12 protein-coding genes and 2 tRNA genes are annotated in these 12,169 nt (G+C 67.8%); 2 read left to right on the top strand and 12 right to left on the bottom strand.

All coding sequences use genetic code 11. From position 1 onward, the window contains the following. On the top strand, nt 1-747 hold the full coding sequence (locus tag EV653_RS28160; RefSeq protein WP_238160395.1) for a hypothetical protein: 747 nt from the start codon (nt 1-3) through the stop codon (nt 745-747). Between the two features lie 75 nt (nt 748-822). Here the strand turns inward: EV653_RS28160 and rpmG are convergent, their stop codons facing one another. From rpmG to EV653_RS28140, 4 genes are all read right to left on the bottom strand, one after another. Further along, the gene (gene rpmG / locus EV653_RS28155; RefSeq protein WP_130384703.1) at nt 823-990 is read right to left on the bottom strand and encodes a 50S ribosomal protein L33; all 168 of its coding nucleotides are present in this window, start codon (nt 988-990) and stop codon (nt 823-825) included. 64 nt (nt 991-1,054) lie between these two features. Beyond that, nucleotides 1,055-1,128: transfer RNA gene (locus tag EV653_RS28150), tRNA-Met, on the bottom strand. A gap of 45 nt (nt 1,129-1,173) precedes the next feature. Further along, nucleotides 1,174-1,246 (bottom strand) — tRNA-Thr (locus tag EV653_RS28145). Between the two features lie 122 nt (nt 1,247-1,368). Next, complete coding sequence (locus EV653_RS28140) at nt 1,369-2,310, bottom strand: NAD-dependent epimerase/dehydratase family protein (RefSeq protein ID WP_166679609.1); 942 nt, start codon at nt 2,308-2,310, stop codon at nt 1,369-1,371. Between the two features lie 126 nt (nt 2,311-2,436). Between EV653_RS28140 and EV653_RS28135 the strand changes: the two genes are divergently transcribed. Then, nucleotides 2,437-3,060, top strand: a complete 624-nt coding sequence (locus EV653_RS28135; protein ID WP_134107066.1) for a DUF899 family protein — start codon at nt 2,437-2,439, stop codon at nt 3,058-3,060. Here the strand turns inward: EV653_RS28135 and EV653_RS28130 are convergent. The 8 genes from EV653_RS28130 to EV653_RS28095 are packed head-to-tail and all read right to left on the bottom strand — an operon-like array spanning nt 3,057 to nt 12,169. After that, nucleotides 3,057-4,100 carry an LLM class flavin-dependent oxidoreductase gene (locus EV653_RS28130; RefSeq protein ID WP_134107064.1) on the bottom strand — a complete coding sequence of 348 codons (1,044 nt, stop codon included), beginning with the start codon at nt 4,098-4,100 and terminating at the stop codon, nt 3,057-3,059. The two genes, EV653_RS28135 and EV653_RS28130, sit on opposite strands and share 4 nt — an antisense overlap. Beyond that, a complete protein-coding gene (locus EV653_RS28125) occupies nt 4,097-4,876 on the bottom strand; it encodes a DUF1684 domain-containing protein (protein WP_134107062.1) in 780 nt (259 codons plus the stop codon). Before EV653_RS28125 ends, EV653_RS28130 begins: the two co-directional genes overlap by 4 nt. After that, complete coding sequence (locus EV653_RS28120) at nt 4,873-5,973, bottom strand: LLM class flavin-dependent oxidoreductase (protein WP_134107060.1); 1,101 nt, start codon at nt 5,971-5,973, stop codon at nt 4,873-4,875. Before EV653_RS28120 ends, EV653_RS28125 begins: the two co-directional genes overlap by 4 nt. Continuing rightward, nucleotides 5,963-7,861, bottom strand: coding sequence for an FAD/NAD(P)-binding protein (locus EV653_RS28115; protein ID WP_134107058.1), 1,899 nt, complete (start codon nt 7,859-7,861; stop codon nt 5,963-5,965). Before EV653_RS28115 ends, EV653_RS28120 begins: the two co-directional genes overlap by 11 nt. Continuing rightward, on the bottom strand, nt 7,858-9,174 hold the full coding sequence (locus tag EV653_RS28110; protein ID WP_134107056.1) for an NtaA/DmoA family FMN-dependent monooxygenase: 1,317 nt from the start codon (nt 9,172-9,174) through the stop codon (nt 7,858-7,860). Before EV653_RS28110 ends, EV653_RS28115 begins: the two co-directional genes overlap by 4 nt. Beyond that, nucleotides 9,171-10,160 (bottom strand): LLM class flavin-dependent oxidoreductase, encoded by a 990-nt coding sequence (locus tag EV653_RS28105; RefSeq protein WP_134107054.1) that lies wholly within the window; start codon nt 10,158-10,160, stop codon nt 9,171-9,173. Before EV653_RS28105 ends, EV653_RS28110 begins: the two co-directional genes overlap by 4 nt. After that, nucleotides 10,157-11,212, bottom strand: coding sequence for an NADPH-dependent FMN reductase (gene ssuE / locus EV653_RS42610; protein WP_134107052.1), 1,056 nt, complete (start codon nt 11,210-11,212; stop codon nt 10,157-10,159). Before ssuE ends, EV653_RS28105 begins: the two co-directional genes overlap by 4 nt. Nucleotides 11,213-11,221: 9 nt before the next feature. Next, complete coding sequence (locus tag EV653_RS28095; RefSeq protein ID WP_134107050.1) at nt 11,222-12,169, bottom strand: ABC transporter substrate-binding protein; 948 nt, start codon at nt 12,167-12,169, stop codon at nt 11,222-11,224.

Here is a 12,169-nt window from a genome sequence, read left to right as displayed (position 1 = left end):
GTGACGGCAGTCGCTGGGCTGGCGCGGTACGCGCCGAGGTACAAGCTGGAGATCGGTAAACCGCAGGGCGACGGGTGGCTGCGCGTGGACCGGATCCTGGAGCCCGGCAGCCCTGAGCTCACCGAGCTGCTCAAGCGCGACGACGAGGCCAGCAACCACCGCACCGCTCATGCGAACGCGCTCAGCATGATGTCGTTCTACGCCGGCCGCGCACCGGCGACCGCGCTCTTGCTCTGGGCGCTGGAGGGCCGCGTCCTCGACATCCGCCCGCAGAACCTCTGGGTCCGGCCGCACGAGGGCCACGGTCTCTCAGCCGTCGCAGTCCGCGCCGCCACCTTCCTCCCCGGCGGATTGGAGACGCTGTACGACGTCGTACTGCGCCAGCACCTGCTGCCACTGTCCGAGGAGCTGCACCGGCGGACCCGGGCCGGACTCCGCCAGGTGTACGGCGCTGTCACGGCCGGATGCGCGATGGGTTTCTGTGCGGCGACGCGCGAGGAGGTCGCCGTGGAACCGGCGTATCTCCTGGAGCGCTGGCGGACCTTCGTGGCGAAGGCACCCGGCGGACTCGAGCGGCTCGGGGACGTGGAGGTTGCCGCCGGGAAGCTCGTCTATCTGCGGAACACCTGCTGCCTCTACTACACGAGCGAGGTCGGCAAGGGCTCGCTCTGCGGCTCCTGCTGTCTGACTCCGCGTGACGAGCGTCTCACGGCTTATGAGGGCGGCCGCCCGATCCTGAGCGTGTGAGGGCACAGCAAAGGGCCGCTTCGGCAATCCGAAGCGGCCCTCGCGAAGCTGATGAGGTCTACGAAAGACCTGAGGTCAGCGGGTCTCGCGGTGGTCGGTGTGGTCGTTGCACCGGTGGCAGTACTTCTTCAGCTCAAGACGGTCCGGGTCGTTACGCCGGTTCTTCTTGGTGATGTAGTTCCGCTCCTTGCACACCGTGCAGGCCAGCGTGATCTTCGGGCGAATGTCGGTCGACTTGGCCACTGCTACCTCTTCATGTAATGAGTACGCAACTTGGGTGATCGCACTCTCGAAAGAACTGATTCGGTAGCGGGGGCGGGAGTCGAACCCGCGACACCACGATTATGAGCCGTGTGCTCTAACCACCTGAGCTACCCCGCCGGGTGAGGTGAGCGATCCCACCCGAAGGTGGGATGCCGTTCTCCGAGCCCCTTTACGGAATCGAACCGTAGACCTTCTCCTTACCATGGAGACGCTCTGCCGACTGAGCTAAAGGGGCGGGCCGAGGAGAGAGATTACACGGTCCGCCACCTCGATGTGAAATCGAGCCGGCCGACCCTGCAGGCCCCTCAGTCCGTCCCGGAAAGCATACCGGTTCCCAGGAGTGCTTCTGACCAATTTTCAGTCCAGTACAGCGTCGTCCGCGGAGAAGTCGTCCGACGCATCGGTGGGCGGGTTCGCCAGGTGCCAGCGGACCGAGGTCAGCAGGGTCCCGGCCGGGTCCGCGGGCGTCCACCCGAGGACCGTCCGCGCCTTCGACGAGTCGACCAGTAGATGCTGGTCGACGGTCCCGGTGAGCGACAGATCCTCCGGCAGCAGCTCGTCCCGCACCCTCACCAGCTCGACGTCCGCAGCGTCCGCCGCGGCCAGGATCTGCTCGGCGAACAGCCGGTACGGCGCAGTCGACGGCTCCGCCAGGTTGAAGGCACCTGGGAAATCTCCCGTCAGCACCAAGGACACTGCGGAGGCCACGTCCCCGACGTACACGCGACTGAAGAGGAACTGCCCGGATCCGACCGGTATCCGCTTCCTGCCCGCCCGGACCCGACGCAGTACGAACTCGAATCGCGTCTGGTAGTCGTGCTCGCCGTAGACCGCACCCAGCCGCAGCACGGTCGCCCCACGCGGCAGGTACCGCTCTTCCATCTCCAGGTTCTCGTACTGCGATCCGTCGATGAACCGCCGCTCCCGCAGCGGTGACTCCTCCGTCAACGGGAGTGCATCTGTCGTCCGGTCCGAGTGCACACCGTCGTACGCGCGGTAGACATCACAGCTCGAGATCGCGACCAGCTTGACCGCCGGTCCGACCGCACCGAGCGCTGCGTCTGCCGCCGCCGCGTTCATCCCGGAGATGTCGACCAGCGCCTCCGGGTCGAACGGCTTGAGCGCCGCAGCCAGCGCCGCGCCGTCATGGCGGTCCACGTGGGCATGCTCGACGGGCGGCAGGCCGGACGGCTCGTGGTCGCCGCGGTGGACCACCAGCAGCGTGTGCCCCTCCGTCGTCAGCCGCTCCACGACGGCCCTGCCGATGAACCGGGTCCCACCCAGAATCGCGATCCTCATGTGCACAGTCCTATCGGTCCGGGCACCGGGAACCCAGACTCGTCTGCGACCGGCAGAAATCGGATGTCGAGAAGGTCCGAGCGGCTTCGTCATAGGAGTAGGACCTAGAAGAAGGAAGGACAGCTCATGACTGCAATGCCGACAGTTGTCTCGGCCGAGGAGTGGGAGAAGGCTCGCGCGGAGCTACTGGTCGCGGAGAAGGCGGCCACCCGGGAGCAGGACCGGCTCGCCGCGCAGCGCCGGCGGCTGCCGATGGTGGAGTTCGGTGAGTACACGTTTGCCGGGCCGGACGGGCCGGTCACGCTGCGGGAGCTGTTCGGCGACCAGCCGCAGCTCGCGCTCTACCAGTTCATGCACTCCGGCCCGGACCACTTCTGCCCGGGCTGCACGCACTTCACCAAGCACGTCGGCAACCTCGACCTGCTGGAACGGAGCGGTGTCGCCTGGGCGACCGTGTCGGACATGCCGATCGACCAGATGGCCGGCTACTGGACCAAGATGGGCTGGGACGTCCCGTTCGCCTCATCTGCGGGTACGTCGTTCTCCGCCGACTGCGGCGCGGGCGGCGGGTTCCTCCTCAACATGTTCCTGCGCGACGGCGACACCGTGTACCGCACGTACTCGACCGGCTCGCGCGGGGTCGACCGTCTGCTCTTCGTGAACCACCTCCTCGATCACGCGCCGTACGGCCGCCAGGAGGACTGGGAGGACTCCCCCGAGGGCTGGCCGCAGGAGCCGACGTACGGCTAGGCCCAGACGCGGCTCGGGTACGACGAGCGCAGGACTGGCATGACCTCTGTGACGAAGGTCTCGACGGACTCCCGGTTCTCGCTCTCCGGGAGTCCGGCGACCTCCAGCGAGATGCCGGACAGCTCATGGCCGAACGCCTCCTGGTAGCGACCGAACTTGTCGATCACCTGCTCCGGCGACCCGACCAGCACCGATCCGCCCTCGAGGAACTCCTCGAGCGTCCGGAACGGCAGCTGGTTGTGGCGTGCCCCGGGCGAGTCCATGAACGCGTCGAAGACTGGCCGATACCCCTCGACCGCGTCCTGCGAGCTCTTGCGAACGTAGAGCCCGTTGAATCCCGCCCCGACCACCGCGTCAGCGGGATCACGCCCGTACGCCGCCCAGCGCTCCCGGTAGTGCCTGATCAACCCGGCGTACTTCTCCAGCGGGTGGAACCCGTTCGCCGAGAACAACGGGTCACCCCAGCGAGCCGCCAGCTCGGTGGACTCCGTCGACGAGGCTGACCCGTGCCAGAGCGGGATGCCGTCCGCCCGGTAGGGCCGAGGCTGCGTGGTCGCGTCCGTCAACGCCGGCCGGTACCGGCCCGACCAGGAGACCCCGGTCTCCCGCAGCAGCCGCCGGAGCAGCTCGTACTTCTCCCGGTTGCGGTCCCACTGCCCGTCCAGCTCGTACCCGAACAGCGCGTTCTGGTCCGGGTCGTTCCCCTTGCCGATGATGATGTCGAGCCGACCGCCCGACAGCTGGTCCAGCGTCGCGTAGTCCTCTGCGACCCGAACCGGGTCCAGTAGCGACAGAACAGTCACCGTGGTCAGCAGACGGATCCGCGACGTCACGGCAGCGATATAGGACAACACGACCGGCGGCGACGAGGAGATGAAGCGTTGTGCATGGCGCTCGCCCACGCCGTACGCGTCGAAGCCCAGCTCCTCGGCCCACTGCGCCTGACGGACGACGTGCTGGAATCGCTCCGCCGGCGTCAGCTGCACCCCGCTGATCGGATCGGGCGAGTTGTCGATCAGCGTGTAGGTACAGAACCTCATCGGACCTTCTTCTCGCCCGCGGTGACCGGCAGACCGAGCCGGTTGCCGGCGACCGGCGCGGGACAGGTGCCGTACGCCGTGAAGGCGAACGGCAGGTTGATCGTCCGATTGAAGTCGATCACCACTGATCCGTCCCGGGCAACCGGTCCGGTGGTCACCGTCCGCCAGGGCGCGGTCTCCTCGCCGTTCGTCTTGTCATGGAAGGACAGGTTCAGACGCCCGTCCCCGGCTGCGGTGGCGACCAGTTCGTACGCAGTACCTTCCAGCGCGACATGCACAGCGCCGACCACGGTCACGTGCTGACGCAGGTCCTCCCGCGCGGTGGACACCTCTACTCGTTGCGGCTTGGCGATCCGCGTGAAGTAACCAGTCACGATCCAGCCGTCATCCAGCGGGTACGTCGGTACGCCGCTGAACTCCTGCCTCGTGGCAGCGCGCGGATCCCGCTGCCGTACGGCGTACCGTCCACCGCGGAGCACTAGCTCGACCAAGCGATCGCCGTACAGCAGCCAGCTGAGTGAACCGGCTTCGGCGACACTGGCGGACACGGTGCCGTGCACGGGCTCGCCGCTGAGCGTCAGCTGCCCGTCGGCCGTCACGTGTGCACGCTGCTCGTCGGACCACCAGATGCCCGGCAGGCCGGCCAGTGCAACCGGTGACGAGGGCAGCCAGTCGAAGGCGACGACGGACAGCCAGCCGTAGTCCGTGTCGAGATCACGTTCGCGGGCCGCGTGCCAGGTGTGCCAATCCTGCTCGAGGTCGGAGATGACTGTCATGAGGCCTTCCTCTGTTCGCGGTGGGCTACCTCGGAGCGGACCAGCGGGATGACGTAGCGACCGAAGTCGATCGCGTCGTCGTAGATGTCGTAGCCACGGGCCGAGAAGATCCGGATGCCGAGGTCGTAGTAGTCGAGGAGCGCCGCCGCGACTGTTTCCGGCGTTCCGACGAGTGCCGTGGAGTTTCCGCCACCGCCGGTCAGACCGGTCGGTGCGGTCCAGAGCGCCCGGTCGTGCCGCTCTCCGGCGGAGACCGCCTTCAGCAACCGCTGCGAGCCGGCATTCTCCGGAGTCTTCGAGCGCAACCGGGTGCTCGCCGGCACGCCGCCGGCCTGTACCTGCTTGATCCGGCCGAGGATGTTTTCCGCCTTCTCCCACGCGAGTGCCTCGGTCGGCGCGATGATCGGCCGGAACGCGATCTGGATCGTCGGGGGGTCTTTGCGCCCCGCGCGAGCAGCTTCGGCATCGATCGTCGCGAGCTGTTCCCGGGTCCCGGCGAGCGGTTCGCCCCAGAGCGCGAAGATGTCCGCCTCGGCGGCACCGACGGCGTACGCCGCGTCGGACGAGCCACCGAACGAGATCTGCGGGCGCGGTTGCTGCACCGGCTTGATGTCGGCGAGGAACTGCTCGAAGCGGTAGTGCTCGCCGGTGAAGTCGAACCGCTGGTCCGAGGTCCACGCCTGCTTGAGGATCTGGATGAACTCGCGTGTCCGCCCGTAGCGGTCGTCCTTGGCGAGGAAGTCGCCCTCGGCGGCCTGGTCCGCGGTAGACCCGCCGGTGATCACATGGACCTCGAACCGGCCCCCACTGATGTGGTCAAGCGTCGCGAACGTCTTCGCGGTCAGCGTCGGATAGGCGACGTTCGGCCGGTGCGCGACGACCAGGTTGATGTGGCCGGTGCGGCCGGCGACGTACGCCGCGACCTGGGCCGGGTCGGGTGAGCCGGAGTGATAGGCGAACAGGATGCGGTCCCAGCCGTTGTCCTCGTGCGCGCGGGCGAGCTTGGCCGTGTACTCCAGGTCCAGCGGGCCGCCGGTTCGCGGCGTCACCTCGCTGGCCGGGTTGGTTCCGGCGATGCCCAGGAACTCAACTGGCATGACGTTCTTCCTTCCGTACGGTGGGTGCGAGCAGCGTGAGCAGGTCCCGCGCAACGGCGTCGTTCTGCCGGAAGCCGGGACCGTTGAAATGCGGCCGGGAGAACCCGGACGAACCGGCCGAGCCCGACACGGACGGCCCCAGCAGGAACAGCGCCTCGTGCGTGGATCCGTCGGCGCGGATGGCGCGGGACCGCGAGTCGGCTTTGAGCTGCCCACCACCGAGGCTGGTCCCGTCGGCCGCGAACAGTTCGTCGGCCGCCAGCGCGCCGGAGTCGAGCAGACCGCGCAGCAGCGGATCGGTCGTGGCGAGTACGTCAGGTCGTGGCAACCGCGCCTCGACGAACGCCCGCGCGACGATCTCGCCGGCAATATCGGGGCTCTTGGCCACGAACCGGTCGTTGTCGATAGCAACATCGAGCTCCGGCCCGGCGAACCGCACGATCCCGGCCCGATGCAAGGCGAGCAGTTCCTCCAACCGCCGTGGCGGCGGCCCACTGGCCACGAACGAGAAGAATCCGTGCCACTCGGTCTCGACCTTGCGGACCCGGTCCTCGTCCGACAACTGCCCCTCGGTAATTGCCCGCGACAACACGCTGTAAATGCTCAGCAAGGCGTTGAACACGGCAAGATCCGCCGAGTACGCCGGATCCGCCCGCCGAACCAGATCGCCTTCGATCAACCTGATCATGAACCGTTCGAAACCTTCACGGTCCTCGAACGACCGTCCGGCCAGGGGGCGATCCACCTCGTGCCGGACGAACCGGTCCGCGGAGTCAGGAACAGCGGCCGCAACCGCGGTCTCGAACTCCCGATCAGCTCCGCGCCCCACGGGCGTCCAGTTGTCCAGAGCACGCGCGAACTGGTCCCAGGACCCTCGGACTCGTTCGGGGTGAGCGGTGAACAATTGTTTGTAGTGGGCGTACGCCAACTCTTTCTCGATCAGCGGTGCTACATCGCGGTCGAAGTCGAGCAGGCCTTCACCAAGAGCCTCAGCCGTCAGGTACCGCGTAGGCACCGGCTTCGTTCCGGCGACGGTGTAGCCGAGTTTCGCGTGGTACGGGACGCCGCGTCGCGAGCCGACGTACAGGACCGGCTCGTCGCCCGACGGGTGGTACGTGAGCAGTCCGTCGCATTCGTCGTACCAGCCGCCCCGCCCCTCGGTCAGCAACACCATCAGGTCGATGAACGCCTGCCCGAACCCGCGCACGATGACCGGCGACTTCGGCCACAACCCGTCGAGGTCGACGTCCGCGGTGTAACCGGGCGGGATGTACGTCAACCCGGCATCCGCAGCCTGCGCCGCCCACGCCGATTCCGATGCGGTGGGCAACCGGTCCAGGTAGCCGAGGGCAAGGATCACCGCATCGGCCGCGATCTCCCGGCCCGACTCCAGGATCACCCGCTGGTCCGTGGTGAGCCCGACGGCCCGCTCGCGATGGGTGGTCACGGTCGCGGGGAGATCGCGGACGACGCGCTCCCACACCCACGCAAGGTACTCCGCCTGTACCAGCCGCGGTGGGAAGTCCATCGGCCCCGGCTGCTCCAATCCGGCCTTCTCCAGGATCACCGCACCCTCGCCGGCGACCCAGGTCGCGAGATCCGGGCCCGCCACGATCGGCCCGTCGCATTCGACCGACTCGTCGGTGAAGATCGTGACGTCCGACGTCATCGAGTTCATCCACAACAGCCGCGACTGTTCCCGCCGCCAGATCCGCCCGCCGCCCACCGGGTACGGGTCCACCACATGGATCTCCACGTCGCGCCCCTCGAGCAACTCCGGCGCACTGGCCGCGAACCGCTCAAGCAGCCCGACGGTCCGCGGCCCTCCGCCGACGAACACGATGGTTGCCGGCGGCTCCTTCCAGGGATGCAGCTCCGCCACGCTCATACCTGCAGCCCGAGGTGGTCGCGCAGCGTCGTACCGCCGTACTCGTCCCGGAACACGCCGCGCTCGCGCAGGAGCGGGACGACCCGGTCGACGAAGTCGTCGAGACCTGTCGGGGTCAGATGTGGGACCAGCACGAACCCGTCGGCGGCATCCTCCTGGACGTGATGGTTGACGGCCTCGGCAACTGTGGTCGGCGAACCGATGAACGTCTGCCGGTTCTGCTGATTGATGACCGTCTGCCGCAGCGACCAGCCGTGCGCCTCCGCCTGCGCCCGCCACTCCGCGACGACCGGGAACGGATCGTTGTACCCGACCCGCCCCTGCGTCACCGACGACCCCACCACCGGGTCCTCGGCCGGCAGCGGGCCATCGGGGTCGTACGCCGAGAGATCGCGCCCCCACAGCAGTTCCGCGAGGACGAGCGCGGTCGGACCGGACACCTGCTGCTCCCGGATGTACGCCGCCTTGTCGATCGCCTCGTCGTCGGTATCAGCGACCACGACCGTCACCGCGGGCATGATCTTCAGCGAATCCTCGGTCCGTCCGTACTTCGACAGCCGCGCCTTCACGTCCTTGTAGAAGGTTTTCCCGGCCTCGAACGTCCCGTGCCGGCTGAAGATCACGTCCGCGTCCGACGCCGCGAATTCCCGCCCCTGGTCGCTGTCACCCGCCTGGATGATCACCGGCCGGCCTTGCGGTGACGGCGGCAGGCCGAACCGCCCACGGATGTCGAAGTGCGCGCCTTCGTCCGCGAAGGCCCCAGCGCCCTCGCGGGCGAACGCGCCTGCCGCCTGGTCGAGGACGAGCTGGTCCTCGGTCCAGGAATCCCAGAGTTTCCGCACGATCCGCAGCGATTCCTGGGCGCGGACGTACCGGTCCGCCTTGTCCAGATACCCGCCGCGACGGAAGTTCTCGCCGGTGAACGCATCCCAGGACGTCACGACGTTCCACGCCGCGCGACCACCCGAAACGTGGTCGAGTGTGGACAGCCGCTTCGCCAGTTCGTACGGCTCGTTGAACGTCGAGTTCACCGTCGCCGCGAGACCGAGATGCGAGGTCACGGCGGCCAGTGCGCTCAGCACGGTCAGCGACTCAGGCCGGCCGACGACGTCGAGGTCGTGGATCTTCCCCTTCACCTCACGCAGCCGCAAACCCTCAGCCAGGAAGAAGAAGTCGAACGTCCCGCGCTCGGCGGTCTCCGCCAGATGCCTGAACGAGCCGAACTCGATCTGCGACCCGGCCTGCGGATCCGCCCACACCGTCGTGTTGTTCACGCCCGGGAAATGCGCGGCCAGATGAATCTGCTTGCTCATCGCCCACTCCCCACATAGCTGTTCCCCGGCCGCCCCAGCCCGAGCCGCCCGCGCAAGCTCCCGCCCCGCTCCGCCGCCCCGACCAGTCCGCGGTCCCGCAGCCGCGGCAACAACTCGTCCGCGATCACCGGCACATCAAGCTCCAGCGACGCCGGCCGCAGATGAACGCCGTCAACCCCGGCCGCAGCCAAACCCTCAATGACTGCAACAAGCCCCTCCACCCCATCGAGGTGAGGCCGCACCTCAACCGAGACGACAACCAGCGCGTTCAGCTGGGTGGGTAGTTCGTCGGAGTCCGGGAGCAGCACGAGGTCGGCGTCGGCGGCTGCTTCCAGAGCCTCGGGGCTACTGGCCCGGATCGCCGTGACCGGATGCCCTTGCGGCGGCCGGGGAACGATCGACGGGCCCTTGATGTCGAACGTCGGTGACTCGAACTCGACGTAGTGCAGCTTCTCGCGGTCGACATACCGCCCAGTCGACGCGTCGCGGATGATCGCGTCGTCTTCCCAGGAGTCCCACAGGCGCCGGCTCACGTCGACGACGTACCGCGCCTCTCGCCACGTCTCCGCAGCAGGTGCGGGCTCACGCCGGCCGATGACCGCGGCCGCGGCGGCCGACGACGACACGTCCGCGACCCACCCACCACGCCCACCAGAAACATGATCGAGCGTTGCCACCGACGCCTGCACGTGGAACGGCTCCGTATGCGTGACAGTGATCGTCGGCAACAATCCGATCCGCTCCGTCAACGGCGCGATCCGCGCAGCCAGCCCGAGCGCGTCCAGCCGCACACTCACCCGATCGGGTACGTCGTCCGGCGCCTCCAACGTATCCACGAACGTGGCGAAGTCGACCCCCGCCGCCTCCGCCCGCTGCACCGCCCGCAAGGCCAACTCACCAGTGAGAATCGCCCGCGGATCAACCTCCGCCCCACGCCACGCAGCCGGATCCGCGCCCGCACCATCGATCTCGAGACCAACGATCATGACGCCACCTTCAAGGCCACCGGAATCTCCTTCGTGAAAGGCAGCGGTCCGATCGACTCGGGATCGACCGACGTGTCGAACTGCGGCTCGAACCCGGCCGCCAGATACAGCCCGGCCGCCTCCGGTTGACGCGGCCCTGTCGTCAGGTACAGCCGCCGATACCCGAGATCCGCAGCCGCGGCCTCCAACTCGGCCAGTACGCGACGCCCCAGCCCTTGCCGCCGATGCAGATGGGATGTCCACATCCGCTTCACCTCGGCCGTCTCGTCGTCGTACCGACGGATCGCGCCGCCGGCCACCGTCTGCCCGCCGTACCGCAGCAGGACGAACGCCCCGCCGCTCTCGACGTGGAAGTCGGACGCCGGCACTTCGGTCAGCTGCGTGTTCTCATTGATCCGCCCGTACCGGCTGCTGTACTCGACCACGAGATCCGAGAGCAGCGGCGCCGCCTCGGGATCTTCGGGCCGCACCCGGATCGCCTCCACCGCAGCGAGCTGCACCGGCCCGCTCTCGATGACCTGCTCGCCCTCGACCGTCGCGAGGAACGCCTCCGTCACCTGGTACAGCGGCACCGACGCCGCCTGATCGAGCAGGACCCCGCCCCCGTCGTACAAGTGGATGTGCGACGACAGCACGAACCAGCCCTGCCCAATTGCTCCGGCACCGAGGCTCGTGAGCACCGGACGGAGCGCGTAGTCGATCACCAGCACATGCGCCGGCGTACCACCCGTTGCCAACGGCAACACGGTCTTGCCCTTCAGTGCGTACTGCGGCAGCAGGTCGAGGAACACCTTCAGCAGACCGGAGTACGCCGCCTTGTACACCGGCGTCGTGACGACGACAGCGTCCGCGGCTTCGAGGACAGCGGCCGCCGCGGCGATCGCCGGATGATCGGCCTGACCTCGCAGCAACGGCTCGGCCGGAAGATCGCGCAACACGATCGGCGTAACGGTGTGACCGTGGCTGATCAGGCGCTTGGTGACATGGTCGAGAACGGCATCCGTGCGGGACGGCACCGATGGACTGCTCGAGAGGGTTGCGATGGTCGCCATCGAGTTCTCCTATTTCTTCGGCAGACCGGGCGGGTTGATCAACGACTTCGGGACGGCCTCGGCCTGCAGGCCCCACTTGGCCAGGACCTTCGCGTAGCTGCCGTCCGCGATCGCCGCGTTGAGCGCGTCGGCGAGCGGCTTGACCAGGCCGTCGTCCTTCTTGGTGGTGATCCCGACGAGACCCTGCACCGGGTAGCTGGACGAGACCGTGCCGACGATCTCGGTCTGGTGCTGCGTCGCGACGTGGTACGACGCGTTCGGGTTCGGGCCGAGGTACAGGTCGATACGGCCGGACTGCAGGGCGAGGTAGGTGTCCGCGGCCTGCTGGTAGTACTTGAGGTTCGCGGGTTTGCGGCCGGCCGCAACGTTCTGCTTGTTCCAGTCGACGAGGATCGCTTCCTGGAGCGTGCCGGAGCTGACCGCGACGGTCTTGCCGGAGATGTCGGCCGGGCCGGTGACCTTCAGGCCGGATCCCTTCTTCGCCTCGAAGGCGTGCAGACCGAGCCGGTACGTCGCGAAGTCGTACTTCTCCTTGCGCAACTCCGACACCCCGATGTTCGAGATCCCGACCTGGTACTTGCCGGAGTCGAGCCCGAGGAACAGGTTCTCCCAACTGGTCGTGTCGATCTCGGCCTTCAGCCCGAGCACACTCGCGACCAGGTACGCGATATCGATCTCGACACCGATCGGCGTCTTGTTGTCGTCCGCCGTGAAGCCGAGCGGCGGCAAGCCACCCCCCGCAGACCCGTTGCCCACGACAAGCTTCCCGCGCTCCCGCACCTCCGCCGGCAACTCGGCGGCGATGCTGTCCACCTTGGCGGACGTGATGTGCTCCTGCTTGGCCGAGGTGTCAAAGGCAACTTCTGATGGTGCGGCCTTCGTGTCCGTCTGCGGGTCGGCGCAACCGGCCACAGCCAGCACAACCACCGCCACCACCAAACTCCAACGTGTTCTCAT

Origin of the sequence: Kribbella pratensis (assembly GCF_004365355.1) — a bacterium.
Classification (GTDB): domain Bacteria; phylum Actinomycetota; class Actinomycetes; order Propionibacteriales; family Kribbellaceae; genus Kribbella.
Note: the sequence above shows the minus strand (reverse complement) of the source record. Positions and strands in the feature narration are given on the sequence as shown.